We start from the raw sequence: 16,280 nt of genomic DNA, 5'->3' as shown, positions 1-16,280 counted from the left end.
CGTGTCCGGGTTGACTGGGGGTGAGCGGGTCCCGGCCGAGCGGGCCGGGGCCGGCCACCGACGGGCGGCGGAGGAAACCTGGGGAGGCGTCCGCCGCCCCGCGGACCCGCCGGGTGGGCTTCTGAACCTGGGGGAGGAGCCCACCCGGTCCGGTCCGTCCGCCGGGCGAGGAATGCGGGCCGTGAGCGGCGGGAATGCGGGTGCCGGGACGGGCGTTACCACTGCCGGACCGATCGTGCGGCCCGCCCGTCGGGTCGGCTCACGCCCATGGCACACTGGTCAATCGGCCACCGGTTCCGGTTCACGCCCGAGTCCGTCGCGCACCAGGCGGCGGGGGATCAGCGGCGACCCGGCGACCACCTGACGAAAGGACCGAGGCGACATGAAGCCCAACATCCACCCGGAGTACACGACGACCGAGGTCAAGTGCTCCTGCGGCAACTCCTTCACGACCCGCAGCACCGCCAAGGGCGGCTCGATCAGCGTCGAGACCTGCAGCGCCTGCCACCCGTTCTACACCGGCAAGCAGCGCGTCCTCGACACCGCGGGCCGGGTCGCCAAGTTCCAGCAGAAGTACGCCAAGGTCCAGGCGAAGAAGGCCAAGTAGCTCCACCGACGACGCCCGTGTCCGGCCCCGTGCCGGACGCGGGCGTCGTCCGTTGCGCCCCCCTGTGACCTCCGTGTCCCGTTCCACCGTCGCCGGACCCGTCGAAGGAGCATTCCCCGCATGAGCAGCGAGCGCCTGGCCGCCCTCCTCGACGAGTACGCCGAGCTGGAGAAGCGGCTGGCCGATCCGGCCATCCACGCCGACCAGAACACCGCCCGCCGGGTCGGTCGCCGCTACGCCGAGCTGGTCCCGCTGCACAAGGCCGCCGGTGAGCTGGAGCAGACCCGCGCCGACCTGGTCGCGGCCCGGGAGCTGGCCGCCGAGGACCCGGCGTTCGGCGAGGAGGCGGACTCGATCGCGGCGACCCTGCCGGCGCTGGAGGAGCGGCTGGCCGAGCTGCTGATCCCCCGCGACCCGCACGACGCCAAGGACGTGATCATCGAGATCAAGGCCGGCGAGGGCGGCGAGGAGTCCGCGCTGTTCGCCGGGGACCTGCTGCGGATGTACACCAGGTACGCCGAGCGGCACGGCTGGCTGACCGAGGTGATCGACGCGCAGGACTCCGACCTCGGCGGGGTCAAGGACGTCTCGCTGGCCATCAAGACCAAGGGGGTCCCGGACGGCGGCAACGGCGTCTGGTCCCGGTTGAAGTGGGAGGGCGGGGTGCACCGGGTGCAGCGGGTCCCGGTCACCGAGTCGCAGGGCCGCATCCACACCAGCGCGGCCGGTGTCCTGGTGCTGCCCGAGGCCGAGGACGTCGACGTCACCATCGACCCGAACGAGCTGCGGATCGACGTGTTCCGCTCGTCGGGGCCGGGCGGCCAGTCGGTGAACACCACCGACTCGGCGGTGCGCATCACCCACCTGCCCACCGGCGTGGTGGTCTCCTGCCAGAACGAGAAGTCCCAGTTGCAGAACCGGGAGCAGGCGATGCGCATCCTGCGGGCCCGGCTGCTGGCGGTGGCCCAGGAGCAGGCCGACGCCGCCGCCTCGGACGCCCGCAGGGCGCAGGTGCGCACCGTGGACCGTTCGGAGCGCATCCGCACCTACAACTTCCCGCAGAACCGGATCACCGACCACCGGATCGGCTACACCGCGTACAACCTCGACCTGGCGCTCGCCGGGGAGCTGGACGGTGTGCTGGACGCCCTCGCCGAGGCGGACCGGGCCGCCCGCCTCGCCGGCGACACCGAGCTGACCCGCCGCTGACCCGGTCGCGCGGTCGGGCCCGGCACACAGCGCCGGCGTGCGCCCGGCGGGCCGGTGGGAAACCCGGGGACGGGGTGGTGTCTCAGGAGGCGCGGGAGCGGGCCTTGGCGCGCAGCATCTCCCGGTCGGCGATCTCGAACGCGAGACCGAGGGCGTCGCGCAGCGCGGTGCCGGTGCCGGCGACCTCGGCGAAACCGATGCTCACCCCCACCGGGGTGCCGGGCACCAGCGACTCCCAGTCCTCGGTGCGCACCGCCGCGTCGATCCGGCGGGCCACCTCGGCCGCCTCGGTCATGCCGGCGCCGGAGAGCACCACCACGAACTCGTCGCCGCCGTAGCGGGCCACGAAGTCGCCCCGCCGCATCACCCGGTTGATCACCCCGGCGATGCGTTGCAGCACCAGGTCGCCGGAGTGGTGGCCGTGGTGGGTGTTGACCGCCTTGAAACCGTCGAGGTCGCAGACGCCGATCACCACCCGCTCGCCCCGGGACACCACCGAGCCGATGTAGCGCTCCAGCCGTCGCCGGTTGGGCAGCCCGGTCAACGGGTCGGTGAGCGCCTCACCCTCGAAGCGGGCGGCCTCCCGGCGCATCTCCTCGTGGTCGATGCGGGCCGCGATGCCGTCGATGTAGACGTCGCGCAGCCGGTCGTTGCGCTGCGCGGCCAGCCGGAACGCCATCCGGTCGGCGCGGTGCGCGGCGGCGTGGTCACCGGCCCGGGAGAAGGCGATGCTGCGCAGCCGGGACAGTTCCGCCGCGCCGAGCGTCTCGGCCGACACCCGGGCCGAGTCCAGGCGGGTGATCGCCTCGATCGGGCGGCCGTCGGCGACCGCCAGGCAGACGTGGCCGAGCTGGCGCATGTCCCGGGCGCGGGCGCTGTCCCCGCCGTGGTCGAGCAGCCGGGCCGGCTCCGGGCCGACCGGGGTCGCGTCGCCGAGCGCCGCCCGACGGACCGCCGCGTAGCCGTACGCGGCGAGGCTGCTCGGCCGCAGCCGGTCGGCCCGCCCGTCGTCGACGAACCGGGCCAGGTCGGCCGCGATGTCGCGGAGCACCCGCAGGCAGCCGTCGCTGTCGCCGTTGTGGTCCAGCGCGACGGCGTTGCGCAGCCGGATGCCGGGGGCGGCGAAGGTCTCCTCGGGGATGCCGGCGGCGGCGCCGTGCTGGCGGGCCCGCTCGATCGCGCCCAGCGCGTAGCCGTGGAAGCTGAGGTAGGAGTAGGCCATCGCCAGGTCGTGCCAGCCCCAGGCGGTGTCCCGGTCCCGGTCCTCCGCCGCGCCCAGCGCCCGCGCCGCCCGGACCAGGTGGGTGACGCAGCGGTCCAGCGCGCCCTGGTGGTGCGCGGCGAGCGCGGCCAGCGCGTTGAGGTGCCCGTGTAGGTAGGGCTCGGGGAGGTCGCGTACCGCCCCGGAGGCCTCCTCGATGGCCCGGGTGAACTCGGCCGTCCGGCCCAGGTTGATCAACGCGCAGAGCCGCTGCACCAGCGCGTCCGCCCGGGTGTACGGGTCGGCGGTGGTGCGCAGCACCCGGTCGAGGACGCCGACCGCCTCGGCCGAGCGGCTCGACTCCTGGAGGCTGCGGGCATGCGTGAGGGCGTCAACCTGGTCATCGACCCGGTCGAGCCACCCCACCTGGCGAACCTCCCGTCGGTGTGCGCCCGGCCGCACCCACTCGTGGCGGGACCGGCGACGCCTCATGATTATGGCGTGACCTCACTCCCACGCCACCCGTCCGAAGGGACAGAACGCGAGCGGACCTCGCCCGTGCTGGCCCGCGCCGCCCGTACCCTCGCCGCCGCCGGGGTGGCGTCGGCCCGGTCCGAGGCGGAGCAGCTCGCCGCCTACGTGCTGGACGTGCCCCGGGGCCGGCTCGCCCTGACCGACGGCTTCACCCCCGCGCAACGGGCCCGGTACGACGCGCTAGTGGCCCGGCGGGCCGACCGGGAGCCGTTGCAGCACCTGACCGGCCGGGCCGGCTTCCGGCACCTGGAGCTGGCGGTCGGGCCGGGGGTCTTCGTGCCCCGCCCGGAGACGGAGCTGCTGGCCGGCTGGGGCGTCGAGCGGGCGCTGACCCGGCCGGAACCGGTGGTGGTCGACCTGTGCAGCGGTTCCGGGGCGATCGCGCTGGCGGTCGCCCAGGAGGTGCCGGCGGCCCGAGTGGTGGCGGTGGAACGGTCCCCGGCCGCGTTGACGTGGCTGCGCCGCAACGCCGCCGGGCGGGCCGCCGCCGGGGACCGGCCGGTCGAGGTGGTGGCCGCCGACGTCACCGACCCGGGGCTGCTGGCCGATCTGGTCGGCGCGGTGGACGTGCTGCTGTGCAACCCGCCGTACGTGCCACGGTCGGTGCCGGTCCCGCCGGAGGTGGCCGGGCACGACCCCGACGAGGCGGTGTTCGGCGGGGCGGACGGGCTGGCGGTGCTGCGGCCGGTGCTGCGCCGGGCGGCCGAGCTGCTGCGACCCGACGGTGAGCTGGGCGTCGAGCACGACGACACGCACGGCGGGGCGGTGCCGGCGCTGCTGACCGCCGACGGCCGTTACACGGCGGTGCGGGCGCACCGGGACCTCGCCGGACGCCCCCGGTTCGCCACCGCGTCCCGCCGGTCGGACGGCCCGCACGCCGTCGGGGCGTCGGCGTGGCAGACTGGCTCCTCGTGATGCTCTACGACTGTCGGTCACCCGCCGACCGGGACCGCGGCATCGCCGCGGCGATCGAGGCGGTCAAGAACGGCGAGCTGGTCGTTCTCCCCACCGACACGGTTTACGGGATCGGCGCGGACGCGTTCACCCCGTACGCGGTCAAGGCCCTCTCCGACGCCCGGGGCGGCAGCCAGGCGGCGCCGCCGGTGCTGATCGGCTCCCGGCACACCCTCGACGGCCTGGTCTTCTCGCTGCCCCGCGCGGCCCGTGACCTGGTCGAGGCGTTCTGGCCCGGTGCGTTGACCATCGTGGTGGAGCACTCGCCGAGCCTCGCCTGGGACCTGGGCGGCGACGCCGACGGCACGGTGGCGGTCCGGATGCCGCTGCACCCGGTGGCGCTGGAGGTGCTGCGGGAGACCGGTCCGATGGCGGTGGCCGCGGCCAACAAGGTGGGCCAGTCGCCGGCGTTGACCGCGGAGGAGGCCCGCGACCAGCTCAGCTACTCGGTGCGGGTCTACCTGGAGGCCGGGGCCTGCCCCGACCCGGTGCCGAGCACCATCGTCGACCTGACCGGGGAGACGCCCCGGCTGCTGCGGGCCGGCGCGATCACCCTCGACCAGCTCCGCGACGTCGCGCCGGACATTCTCGACGAGCGGGGAGCCTGAGTGCCGCCGTTCACCGTCCTGCACGTCTGCATGGGCAACATCTGCCGGTCCCCGATGGCCGAACGGCTGCTGGTGCTCGCCGTCCGCGAGCGGCTGGAGCGGCTCGGCGTCGACCCGGCCGACGCGGACGCGCTGCTGCACAGCCACAGCGCCGGCACCGGCGGGTGGCACGCGGGGGAGGAGATGAACCCGCCGGCCGCCCGGCAGGTGCTCGGTCGCGGTGGTGACGTCGAGGGTTTCGCCGCCCGCAAGCTGCGCTCCGACCTGATCGACGCCGCCGACCTGGTCCTCACCGCCACCGCAGACCAGCAGGAGTACGTGGTGGCGCTGCGCCCGGACGCGGCGTCGCGGACCTTCGTGCTGGGCGAGTTCGGCAGGCTGCTCGGTGCGCTGGACACCGCCGCCCTGCCGCCGGCCGACGCCACCCCGGACGCCGTGTACGCCCGGGGGGTGGCCCTGGTGGCGGCGGTCGACGCGGCCCGGCAGGGGGCGACCGCGCTGCACTCCGACGACCTGGACGACCCGTGGGGCCGGGGCGACCAGTGCTTCAGCCGGGTGGCCGACGAGATCGAGGAGACGGTGCACCCGCTCACCTCGGCGCTGCTGCCGTAAGCGTCGCCGGCTGAGGGACGCCCCGTCCGGGTGACCGGCGCGGCGTGTCCCGTCCCGCGCGCCGTGTCCGTCCCGCGAACTTCCTCCGGTTTCGGGGAAAGATGAGAGTTCGGGCGGTTTTGCGGGTCATGCTGAGCGGGTCCTGACGACTCCTGCGGGGAGTACTGATGATCCGGGCCCTCCACAAGGCGTTCACCGTGCTGCTCGCCGGCGTCCTCGCCGGCCTGGTGCTGGCCGGGGCGGCGCTCCCGCTCGCCCTGGTGTTCGGCCTCGGTTTCGGCGGCATCGCCTCGTCCTACGCCGAACTGCCCAACACCCTGCGCACCCCACCCACCGCCCAGCGGTCCACCCTCTACGCCGCCGACGGCGTCACCCTGATCACGTCCTTCTACACCGAGGACCGGGTGGACGTGCCGCTGGCCAAGGTGGCCCCGGTGATGCGCCAGGCCATCGTGGCCGCCGAGGACGCCCGGTTCTACCAGCACCGGGGTGTCGACGTGCGGGGCGTGGTGCGGGCGTTCACCGTCAACCAGCGCGACGGCCGGGCCCGGCAGGGCGCGTCCACGCTGACCATGCAGTACGTCCGCAACGTGCTCAGCAACGACCCCCGGCTGACCAAGGAACAGCGCAGGAAGGCGACCGAGATCAGCACCGCCCGCAAGCTCCAGGAGATGCGGTACGCCCTGGCGCTGGAGCGCGAGCTGACCAAGGACGAGATCCTCACCCGCTACCTGAACATCGCCTACTTCGGCGCCGGGGCGTACGGGATCGCCGCCGCCACCAAGCGCTACTTCTCCACCACCCCGGCCCGGCTGACCCTGGCCCAGGCGTCGCTGCTGGCCGGGCTGGTCCGCTCCCCGGACACCGACGACCCGATCAACGGCGACGCCGACGCGGCGCTGACCCGGCGCTCGTACGTGCTGGACCGGATGGTGGCGCTGGCCCAGGTCGGGCCGGTCGACGCGGCGCAGGCCCGCGAGGAACCGCTCGATCTACGGCCCAGCCGGACGCCCAACGACTGCACCGCCGTGCCCGAGCAGCGCAACGACTGGGGCTTCTTCTGCGACTGGTTCACCCAGTGGTGGAGCGACCAGCCCGCCTTCGGCGCGACCGCCGCCGAACGGCAGGACACCCTGCGCCGGGGCGGCTTCCGGATCGTCGCCTCGCTCGACCCGGCGGTGCAGCGGGCCGCCGTACGCCAGGTGACCGGCATCTACGACGTGGACGATCCCCGGGCGGCGCCGGTGGCGGTGGTCCAGCCCGGCACCGGGCGGGTGCTGGCCCTGGCGGTGAACCGCCACTACAGCGTCGCCCCCAACCCGGCCGGGCAGCGGAACTACCCGAACACGGTCAACCAGCTCGTCGCCGGTGGCAACGGCATCGAGGGCTACCAGGCCGGCTCGACGTTCAAACTGTTCACCCTGCTGGCGGCCCTGGAGTCCGGGCTGCCGCTGGAGACCCCCTTCGTCGCGCCGAGCCGGATCGTGACCCGGTTCCCGACCGACGACCCCCGGTCGAGCTGTGGCGGCCGGTGGTGCCCGGTCAACGCCACCCCCGAGTGGATGGATGGCTACCGCACCATGTGGACCGCGTTCGGCCGCTCGGTGAACACCTACTTCGCCTGGCTCACCGAGAAGGTCGGCGCGGAGCGGGTGGTCGAGATGGCCGAGCGGCTGGGCATCCGGTTCCGCGCCCCCGACGACGCCGAGCTGGCCCGGTCCGGGGCGCGCGACTGGGGGGCGTTCACCCTCGGGGTCTCCTCCACCACCCCGCTCGACCTTGCCAACGCGTACGCCACGGTGGCCGCCGAGGGGACCTGGTGCGCGCCGTCACCCGTCGTGTCGATCACCGACAGCGCCGGGAAGGAGGTGGCCGCCGGTCGACCCGACTGCCGGCAGGTGATCGACACCGAGGTGGCCCGGGCCGCCGCCGACGCGGCCCGCTGCCCGGTCGGTGACCAGTCGATGTACCGCCGCTGCGACGGCGGCACGGCCGAGCAGCTCCGCCCGGGGCTGGGTCGCCCGGTGGCCGGCAAGACCGGTAGTTCGGAACGGACCGAGACCGAGTCGGTGGTGGCGTTCACCCCGCAGCTCGCGGTCGCCCAGATCGCCGCCAATCCCGACGACCCACGGGACGCGGTCGGGGCCGCCGTGCAGTCCCGGATGGTCGACGCGGTGGGCCGCATCCTCGCCGCCGCCCTGGCTGACAGCCCGGTCCGCGACTTCGTCCCGCCCGGCGAGTCGGTCACCTACCGGCTCGCCCCCGGCCCCCGCGACGGCAACTGAGCCGGCCCGGGCCCGTCCCCGCCCCGTCGATCATGGGGTTGTGGTGCTCGCAGAACGGGTCAGAACGGTCTGATCCGTCCACCGTAACTCCATGATCGACAGGGGGCGGGGGTGGGGGTGGGGATCAGGGGGTGGGGGTGTGCCGGGCGATGTTGCGGGCCATCCCGCCGAAGATGATCGTGTGGAACGGGGCGACCGAGAGCCAGTAGAGGTGGCCGGGCAGGCCCCGGGGGAGGAAGACGGCGCGTTGCACGTACCGGCTGCGGCCGTCGCCGGCCGGCTCGGCACGCAGCTCCAGCCAGGCCCGGCCGGGCAGCCGCATCTCGGCGCGCAGCCGCAGCAGCTCCCCGGGGACGATCTCCTCCACCCGCCAGAAGTCCAGCGCCTCGCCGACCTGGAGGCGGTGCGGATCGCGCCGGCCCCGGCGCAGCCCCACCCCGCCGACCAGCCGGTCCAGCCAGCCGCGCACGGACCAGGCGAGCGGGAACGAGTACCAGCCGTGCTCGCCGCCGACGCCCTCGATGACCCGCCAGAGCGCGGCCGGCGGGGCGGCCACCTCCTGCTCCCGGACGTCGGTGTAGGCGGTCCCGCCGGACCAGTCCGGGTCCGACGGCAGGGGTTCGGCCGGGGCGTCCGGGCCGCTCGCGTTCGACCAGCGGGTCTCCACCTGGGCGTCGCGCACCTTGGCCAGGGCCAGCGCGACGGCGTCGTCGAAGCCGGTCAGCCCGCCCGGCGGGTCGGGCAGCCACCTGGCGATGTCGTGCTCGTGCGCGACCGCCTCGTGGATGAGGCTCTCCACCAGCGGGCGGGCGATGGCGTTCGGCACCGGGGTGATCAGCCCCACCCAGTGCGAGGACAGCGCCGGGGTCAGCGGGCGGACCGGCACGATGATCCGGCGGCGCAGCCCGGCCACCCGCGCGTACCGCTGCATCATCTCCCGGAAGGTGAGCACGTCCGGTCCGCCGATGTCGAAGGCCCGGTCCACCTCCGGCGGCAGGCCGGCGCAGCCGACCAGGTAGCGCAGCACGTCCCGGACGGCGATCGGCTGGATCCGGTTGCGGACCCAGCGGGGGGTGACCATGGCCGGCAGCCGCTCGGTGAGGTAGCGCAGCATCTCGAACGAGGCCGACCCGGAACCGATGATCACGGCGGCCCGCAGCACCACCGTGGGCACCTCGCCGGCCAGCAGGATCCGGGCCACCTCGGCCCGGGACCGCAGGTGCGGCGAGGTCGAGCCGCCGGCGGCCGGCTCCGGCCCGCCCAGGTAGACGATCCGGCGTACGCCGGCCGCGGCGGCGGCCTCGGCGAAGTTGGTGGCGGCCTCCCGGTCGGCCGCCTCGAAGTCGGCCCGCCCGAGCGAGTGCACCAGGTAGTACGCGACGTCGACGTCGGCGAAGGCGGCCGGGAGCGTCTCCGGCCGGCGCAGGTCCCCCTCGGCGATCTCGGCCTGCGCCGCCCAGGGCACGTCGCGCAGCCGACCGGCCTTGCGGGCCAGGCAGCGCACCTGGTGCCCCTCGGCCAGCAGGCGGGGCGCGAGCCGGCCGCCGATGTACCCGGTCGCGCCGGTGACGAGGCATCTCACGGACACCAGTGTGCGGCTCCGTACACTCTTTCGCTGTGGAGAACGTGAAGCGCACCTGGTGGGGGCCGGACCGGGGGCGGCCCGTCGTGGCCGCGCCGCACGGCGACGGCCCGGAAGACCCGCGTGGCTGAGCCCGGGGCACGTGGCCCGGCGGTGGCCGACGACCAGGGGTGGCGGCTGCGCCACCTGCCGGTGCTGCTGGCCGCCTCGGCGGTGCTGGGGGTGGTCGCCGCGCTGGTCGGTGCGGTGACCGGGGGCGGCGTGGCGGCGCTCGGCGCGGCGGCCGGGGTGGCGGTGACGGCGGTCAGCTACAGCCTGACCACGGTGGTGCTGGCCAGGGCCGACGCGGTCAACCCGCAACTGGTGCTGCCCGTCGGGCTGGGCCTCTACATCGCCAAGTTCACCCTGCTGGGGGTGGTCATGGTGGCGGTGGCATCGACCGGCTGGGGTGGGCTGGTTCCACTGTGTGTCGGCATCGCCGCCGGCGTGTTGGTCTGGACCGGAGTGCACATCTGGTGGTTGACCAGGGTGTATTCCCGTCGACAGGTGTCCTGACTGTCCCACATGGTGGGCAGGCGGGCAACTGTCCGCGTGCGGTCGTTCTCTCCCTTGCGGAAGGGGAGTAGCGTGCCCCCAGACGATGGAGCCCGCCAGACGCCCACACAACGACGGTTGTGCGGGGGGTGAGGCACAGCCTCGTCTCCCCGGCTGATATCGTTCGCCCCGTCATGGCTGATGACCAAACCCCCCAACCCACCGGTGGTCCGGGCGACGTTCCGACCGGCGCCGGTCAGGGTTGGACCGCGCTCTCGTACCTCATCGGGGGCATGCTCGTCTGGGGTTTCATCGGCTGGCTGGTCGACCAGTGGCTCGACTCCGGCGGCATCGCCACCGGGATCGGTGTCGTGCTCGGCATGGCCGGGGGAATCATCCTGGTCGTCCGCCGGCTCGGCACGCCTACTTAGGAAGGGACGCGGTGTTCGGACAGGCGAACGTCCTGGCAGCGGGCCAGGCGGCATTCCCACCCAGCGTGGAGGACTTCTACCTGCCCAGCATCCTGCCCTGGGGTGCGCACGACTCGTACTGGTTCACCAAGATCACGTTGATGGTGTGGGTCGCCGTCGGCATCCTGATCATCTTCTTCCTGGCGACCTACCGGAAGCCGCAGCTGGTCCCGACGAAGAAGCAGTGGCTCGCCGAGTCGATCTACGGCTTCGTGCGCAACAACATCGCGGTCGACATGCTCGGGCACCGGGGGGTGCGGTTCGCGCCGTACTTCACCACGCTGTTCTGCTTCGTGCTGCTGACCAACTTCTTCGCGATCGTGCCGCTGTTCCAGATCTCGCCGAACTCGCACATCGCCTTCCCGGCGATCCTCGCGGTGATCAGCTACGTGCTGTTCAACTACATCGGCATCCGGCAGCACGGCTTCGTGAAGTACTTCAAGAACTCTCTGGTTCCGCCGGCGCCCTGGTTCATCCTGCCGCTGCTGATCCCGATCGAGCTCTTCTCGACCTTCATCGTCCGGCCGTTCTCGCTGGCCGTGCGTCTGTTCGCCAACATGTTCGCCGGGCACATGCTGCTGCTGGTCTTCACCCTCGGCGGCTTCGCGATGCTCAGCGCCAACGCCTGGCTGGCGCCGGTCTCGGTGCTGTCCTGGGTGATGACCATCGCGCTCACCTTCCTCGAATTCCTGGTCATCTGCCTGCAGGCCTACGTCTTCACCGTCCTCACCGCAAGCTACGTGCAGGGCGCGCTCGCCGACGAGCACTGATCCACCGGGCGGGGGCTCGCCAGCGAGCACTGGTCCACCGCATCAACCCGTTGTCGTCCCGCGTGAGAGTCACGCGAGATACCCAGGAGGAACCACACCCATGGACGCTAGCGTTCTCGCCGAGGTCACCGGCAGCACCGCCGCCATCGGCTACGGCCTCGCCGCCATCGGCCCGGGCATCGGCGTCGGCCTGGTCTTCGCCGCCTACATCCAGTCGACGGCCCGCCAGCCGGAGTCGTCCCGGATGACCCTGCCGTACGTCTGGATCGGCTTCGCCGTCATCGAGGCGCTCGCGCTGCTGGGCATCGCCTTCGGCTTCATCTGGGCCGGCTGACCCAGTCCCGCAGACCAGGAGGTCATCCATGTACTTCCTCGCCGCTGAGGGTGGTGAGTCGACGCACAACCCGATCATCCCGATCTGGCAGGAGATCGTGGTTGGCAGCGTCGCCTTCGCCGTGCTCTGCTTCGTGCTGATGAAGTTCGTCTTCCCCCGCATGGAACAGACGTTCCAGGCCCGGGTCGACGCGATCGAGGGCGGCATCAAGCGTGCCGAGGCCGCCCAGGCCGAGGCCAACCAGCTCCTCGAGCAGTACCGCGCGCAGCTCGCCGAGGCGCGTACCGACGCCGCCAAGATCCGGGACGACGCCCGGGCCGACGCGGAGGGCATCCGGCAGGACATCCTCGGCAAGGCGCGGGAGGAGTCCGACCGGATCATCGCGGCCGGCAAGGAGCAGCTCGCCGCCGAGCGGGCCACCATCGTGCGTGAGCTGCGGGCCGAGGTCGGCACCATCGCGGTGGACCTGGCCAGCAAGATCGTCGGTGAGTCGCTTGCCGACGAGGCGCGCCGCAAGGGCACCGTCGACCGGTTCCTGAGCAACCTCGAGAGCACGGGGGCCCGCTGATGCAGGCCGCCAGCCGGGAGTCGTACGCGGGCGCGGCCGAGCGCCTCGACGCGTACGTCCGCGGGGCGGAGCCGTCGGCGGTGGCGACCACCGCCGACGACATCCTCTCCGTCGCCGCCCTGTTGCGGGGCGAGCCGCGGCTGCGCCGGGCGCTGTCCGACCCGGCCCGCAGCGGTGACGACCGTGCGGCGCTGCTCACCGGCATCCTGACCGGCAAGATCGGCGCGGACGCGCTCGACCTGCTGTCCGGCCTGGTCGCCGGGCGCTGGTCGACGCCGTCGGAGCTGCTCGACGGCACCGAGCGGCTCGGGGTGGAGGCGCTGCTGGCCAGTGCCGACGCCGCGGGTGACCTCGGTGAGGTCGAGGACGAGCTGTTCCGCTTCGGCCAGGTGGTCGCCGGCCAGTCCGCGCTCTCCGCGGCGCTGGCCGACCCGATCGCGCCGGCCGGGCAGCGGGCCGGACTGGCCCGTGATCTGCTAGCCGGCAAGGCCCGGCCGGTCACCGTCCGCCTCGTCGAGGTGGCCCTCGGCGGGTTCGGGGGACGCTCCTTCACCGGGGCGCTCACCCGGCTGGTCGAGCTGGCCGCCGACCGGCGGGACCGTCAGGTCGCGTACGTGACCGTGGCGGCTCCGTTGAGTGAGTCCGACGAGCGACGGCTCGGTGCCCGCCTCTCCGCGATGTACGGTCGAGAGGTTTCCGTCAAGCAGACGGTCGACCCGGAGGTGCTCGGTGGGGTGAGCGTGCGGGTCGGTTCCGACCTGTACGACGGCACCGTCCTGCGCCGCCTCAACGAGACCCGCAACGCGCTCGTGCAGCGCTGACCAGCGGCCTCGCCGCCCTTTGATCGACGCCATTCGGACCGGTCGGTACTAGGTATCCCGGGCCCCTGATACTTAAGGAAGCAGAGGATGGCCGAGCTGACCATCTCGACGGAGGAGATCCGCGGCGCCCTGGAGCGCTACGTCTCCTCCTACTCGACCGACGTCTCCCGCGAGGAGGTCGGCACCGTCGCCGACACCGGTGACGGCATCGCCCACGTCGAGGGCCTGCCCTCGACCATGACCAACGAACTCCTGGAGTTCGAGGACGGCACGCTCGGCGTGGCGTTGAACCTCGACGTGCGGGAGATCGGTGTCGTCGTTCTCGGTGACTCCGCCAAGCTGGAGGAGGGGCAGCGCGTCAAGCGCACCGGCCGGGTGCTCTCCGTACCGGTCGGCGACGCCTTCCTCGGCCGCGTGGTCAACGCGCTCGGCCAGCCGATCGACGGCCTCGGCGACATCGCCGACGAGGGCTACCGCGAGCTGGAGCTCCAGGCCCCCAACGTGATGTCCCGGCAGTCGGTCGACGAGCCGCTGCAGACCGGTATCAAGGCGATCGACGCGATGACCCCGATCGGTCGGGGCCAGCGGCAGCTGATCATCGGCGACCGGAAGACCGGCAAGACCACCGTCGCGCTGGACACCATCCTCAACCAGCGGGACAACTGGCGTTCCGGCGACCCGAAGAAGCAGGTCCGCTGCATCTACGTCGCCATCGGCCAGAAGGCCTCCACGATCGCCTCGATCAAGGGCATCCTGGAGGACGCGGGCGCGCTGGAGTACACCACCATCGTGGCCTCCCCGGCGTCCGACCCGGCCGGCTTCAAGTACCTCGCCCCCTACACCGGCTCGTCCATCGGGCAGCACTGGATGTACGGCGGCAAGCACGTCCTGATCGTCTTCGACGACCTGAGCAAGCAGGCCGAGGCGTACCGGGCCGTGTCGCTGCTGCTGCGCCGTCCGCCGGGCCGTGAGGCGTACCCGGGTGACGTCTTCTACCTGCACTCCCGCCTGCTGGAGCGCTGCGCGAAGCTCTCCGACGAGCTGGGTGGCGGCTCGATGACCGGCCTGCCGATCATCGAGACGAAGGCCAACGACATCTCGGCCTTCATCCCGACCAACGTCATCTCCATCACCGACGGCCAGATCTTCCTGGAGTCCGACCTGTTCAACCAGGGCGTCCGGCCGGCCATCAACGTCGGCACCTCGGTCTCCCGGGTCGGTGGCGCCGCGCAGATGAAGCCGATGAAGAAGGTCTCCGGCTCGCTGCGGCTCAACCTGGCCCAGTTCCGTGAGCTGGAGGCGTTCGCCGCCTTCGCCTCCGACCTGGACAAGGCCTCGCAGGCCCAGCTTAACCGGGGTTCCCGGCTGGTCGAGCTGCTCAAGCAGCCGAACTACTCGCCGTACCCGGTGCAGGAGCAGGTCGTCTCGGTCTGGGCCGGCGTCGAGGGCAAGCTCGACGACGTCCCGGTCGGCGAGGTGCGTCGCTTCGAGTCCGAGTTTCTCCAGTACCTGCGGCACAAGCACGAGGGTGTGCTGGCCTCGATCGCGGACGGCAAGTGGGGCGACGACATCGCCGCCTCGCTCGACTCGGCCGTCACCGAGTTCAAGCAGGTCTTCCTCGGCAAGGCCGACGAGCGCCGGGTCAACGACGCGCCGGCCAAGCCGCTGGAGGGCGAGTCCGACCGGGAGACGGTCACCCGCTACGCCGGCGGCGACGCCGAGAAGCAGTAGGGCTGACTCATGGCGGCCCAGGTACGCGTTCTTCGCCAGCGGATCCGTTCGGCGAAGGGGATGAAGAAGATCACCAAGGCGATGGAGCTCGTGGCGACGAGCCGCATCGCCAAGGCCCAGGCCCGGGTCACGGCGTCCCTGCCGTACGCCCAGGCGATCACCGGCGTGCTCACCGCGCTGGCCTCGAACGCCCGGATCGACCACCCGCTGCTCACCCCGCGCGAGCAGGTGCGGCGGGCGGGCGTCCTGCTGGTCACCTCCGACCGGGGCCTGGCCGGCGGGTACAGCTCCAACGCGATCAGGACCGCCGAGTCGCTGATCGCCCGGCTCACCGCCGAAGGCAAGGAGCCGGTGCTCTACGTCATCGGACGCAAGGGTCTGACGTTCTACCGGTTCCGCAACCGGCAGATCGCGGCGAACTGGACCGGCTTCTCGGAGCAGCCCACCTTCGCCGATGCCCGTGAGGTCGGCGAGACGCTGATCGCGGCGTTCACCGCCGGTGCCGACGACACCGACGGCGACGCCGGGCCGGACGGCGTGCTCGGCATCGACGAGTTGCACATCGTCTACACCGAGTTCCACAGCCTGATGACCCAGAACCCGGTCACGAAGATCATCGGTCCGATGCAGGTCGAGGACCGGCCGCGCTCCGAGGGGCTGCTGCCGGCGTACGAGTTCGAGCCGGAGGCGGAGTCGCTGCTCGACGCGCTGTTGCCGAGGTACATCAACACGCGGATCTACGCGGCGTTGCTGGAGTCGGCGGCGAGCGAGTCGGCGGCCCGGCGGCGGGCGATGAAGAGCGCCACCGACAACGCCGAAGAGATGATCGAGAAGTACACGCGTGAGATGAACTCGGCCCGCCAGGCCGGGATCACCCAGGAGATCAGTGAGATCGTCGGCGGCGCGAACGCGCTGGCCGCGTCGGGAAGTGAAGTGTGATGACTGTATCCGCAGTTGCCGGGGGACCGGCAGAGACCAGTACGGCCACCGGTCGCGTGGTTCGGGTCATCGGCCCGGTCGTCGACGCCGAGTTCCCGCGCGACGCCATGCCGGCCCTGTTCAACGCCCTGCACGTGGAGGTGAACCTCTCCGGCGGCGCGAAGACGCTCACCCTGGAGGTCGCCCAGCACCTGGGTGACAACCTGATCCGCGCCATCTCGATGCAGCCGACCGACGGTCTGGTCCGGGGCGCCGAGGTGGTCGACACCGGTTCGCCGATCACCGTTCCGGTGGGCGACGCGGTCAAGGGTCACGTCTTCAACGCCATCGGCGAGTGCCTCAACCTCACCGAGGGTGAGACGCTCGACGCGGACGACCGGTGGGGCATCCACCGCAAGGCCCCGGCCTTCGCGGACCTGGAGCCGAAGACCGAGATGCTGGAGACCGGCATCAAGGTCATCGACCTGCTCGCCCCGTACGTCAAGGGCGGCAAGATCGGCCTGTTCGGCGGCGCGGGCGTG

At 72.6% G+C, this 16,280-nt stretch carries 16 protein-coding genes and 1 pseudogene; 15 read left to right on the top strand and 2 right to left on the bottom strand.

What is annotated here, in order from left to right; genetic code table 11:
• Nucleotides 1–382: 382 nt before the first annotated feature.
• Complete coding sequence (rpmE, locus tag ACOJTC_RS18730) at nt 383–607, top strand: 50S ribosomal protein L31 (RefSeq protein WP_088642795.1); 225 nt, start codon at nt 383–385, stop codon at nt 605–607.
• Between the two features lie 120 nt (nt 608–727).
• A complete protein-coding gene (prfA, locus tag ACOJTC_RS18725) occupies nt 728–1,816 on the top strand; it encodes a peptide chain release factor 1 (protein WP_420117846.1) in 1,089 nt (362 codons plus the stop codon).
• 82 nt (nt 1,817–1,898) lie between these two features.
• Here the strand turns inward: prfA and ACOJTC_RS18720 are convergent, their stop codons facing one another.
• Entirely contained in the window at nt 1,899–3,443 is a 1,545-nt protein-coding gene (locus ACOJTC_RS18720; RefSeq protein ID WP_204926922.1) for a GGDEF domain-containing protein, read from the bottom strand.
• A gap of 75 nt (nt 3,444–3,518) precedes the next feature.
• Here ACOJTC_RS18720 and prmC point away from each other — a divergent pair, with 75 nt between their 5' ends.
• The 4 genes from prmC (at nt 3,519) to ACOJTC_RS18700 (ending at nt 8,010) form a co-directional block, all read left to right on the top strand.
• Nucleotides 3,519–4,466: a peptide chain release factor N(5)-glutamine methyltransferase gene (gene prmC / locus ACOJTC_RS18715; RefSeq protein WP_420117845.1), complete on the top strand. Its 948-nt coding sequence runs from the start codon at nt 3,519–3,521 to the stop codon at nt 4,464–4,466.
• Complete coding sequence (locus ACOJTC_RS18710) at nt 4,466–5,113, top strand: L-threonylcarbamoyladenylate synthase (RefSeq protein ID WP_204926962.1); 648 nt, start codon at nt 4,466–4,468, stop codon at nt 5,111–5,113. The genes prmC and ACOJTC_RS18710 overlap by 1 nt, the downstream gene beginning before the upstream one ends.
• Entirely contained in the window at nt 5,114–5,725 is a 612-nt protein-coding gene (locus ACOJTC_RS18705; protein ID WP_204926924.1) for a phosphotyrosine protein phosphatase, read from the top strand.
• Between the two features lie 167 nt (nt 5,726–5,892).
• Nucleotides 5,893–8,010 (top strand): transglycosylase domain-containing protein, encoded by a 2,118-nt coding sequence (locus ACOJTC_RS18700; protein ID WP_420117844.1) that lies wholly within the window; start codon nt 5,893–5,895, stop codon nt 8,008–8,010.
• 124 nt (nt 8,011–8,134) lie between these two features.
• Here ACOJTC_RS18700 and ACOJTC_RS18695 read toward each other — a convergent pair whose 3' ends face one another.
• A complete protein-coding gene (locus ACOJTC_RS18695; RefSeq protein ID WP_420117843.1) occupies nt 8,135–9,592 on the bottom strand; it encodes an SDR family oxidoreductase in 1,458 nt (485 codons plus the stop codon).
• A 123-nt stretch (nt 9,593–9,715) separates the two neighbouring features.
• Here ACOJTC_RS18695 and ACOJTC_RS18690 point away from each other — a divergent pair, with 123 nt between their 5' ends.
• From ACOJTC_RS18690 to ACOJTC_RS18650, 9 genes and pseudogenes are all read left to right on the top strand, one after another.
• Nucleotides 9,716–10,147 carry a hypothetical protein gene (locus ACOJTC_RS18690; RefSeq protein WP_420117842.1) on the top strand — a complete coding sequence of 144 codons (432 nt, stop codon included), beginning with the start codon at nt 9,716–9,718 and terminating at the stop codon, nt 10,145–10,147.
• A 173-nt stretch (nt 10,148–10,320) separates the two neighbouring features.
• Nucleotides 10,321–10,557 carry an AtpZ/AtpI family protein gene (locus ACOJTC_RS18685; RefSeq protein WP_204926928.1) on the top strand — a complete coding sequence of 79 codons (237 nt, stop codon included), beginning with the start codon at nt 10,321–10,323 and terminating at the stop codon, nt 10,555–10,557.
• An 11-nt stretch (nt 10,558–10,568) separates the two neighbouring features.
• On the top strand, nt 10,569–11,366 hold the full coding sequence (atpB, locus tag ACOJTC_RS18680; protein ID WP_357927913.1) for a F0F1 ATP synthase subunit A: 798 nt from the start codon (nt 10,569–10,571) through the stop codon (nt 11,364–11,366).
• A 100-nt stretch (nt 11,367–11,466) separates the two neighbouring features.
• Complete coding sequence (locus tag ACOJTC_RS18675) at nt 11,467–11,700, top strand: ATP synthase subunit C (protein ID WP_067312849.1); 234 nt, start codon at nt 11,467–11,469, stop codon at nt 11,698–11,700.
• Between the two features lie 28 nt (nt 11,701–11,728).
• Complete coding sequence (locus tag ACOJTC_RS18670) at nt 11,729–12,268, top strand: F0F1 ATP synthase subunit B (protein WP_204926930.1); 540 nt, start codon at nt 11,729–11,731, stop codon at nt 12,266–12,268.
• Nucleotides 12,268–13,089 (top strand): F0F1 ATP synthase subunit delta, encoded by an 822-nt coding sequence (locus tag ACOJTC_RS18665; protein WP_420117841.1) that lies wholly within the window; start codon nt 12,268–12,270, stop codon nt 13,087–13,089. Before ACOJTC_RS18670 ends, ACOJTC_RS18665 begins: the two co-directional genes overlap by 1 nt.
• An 87-nt stretch (nt 13,090–13,176) precedes the next feature.
• Complete coding sequence (gene atpA, locus ACOJTC_RS18660; protein ID WP_204926932.1) at nt 13,177–14,820, top strand: F0F1 ATP synthase subunit alpha; 1,644 nt, start codon at nt 13,177–13,179, stop codon at nt 14,818–14,820.
• 9 nt (nt 14,821–14,829) lie between these two features.
• Nucleotides 14,830–15,759 (top strand): F0F1 ATP synthase subunit gamma, encoded by a 930-nt coding sequence (locus ACOJTC_RS18655; RefSeq protein ID WP_204926933.1) that lies wholly within the window; start codon nt 14,830–14,832, stop codon nt 15,757–15,759.
• Nucleotides 15,759–16,280: pseudogene (locus ACOJTC_RS18650) on the top strand (F0F1 ATP synthase subunit beta); the annotation flags it as partial. The gene ACOJTC_RS18655 and the pseudogene ACOJTC_RS18650, both read left to right, overlap by 1 nt.

It is taken from the genome of Micromonospora sp., from assembly GCF_048594385.1.
Classification (GTDB): domain Bacteria; phylum Actinomycetota; class Actinomycetes; order Mycobacteriales; family Micromonosporaceae; genus Micromonospora; species Micromonospora wenchangensis.
Note: the sequence above shows the minus strand (reverse complement) of the source record. Positions and strands in the feature narration are given on the sequence as shown.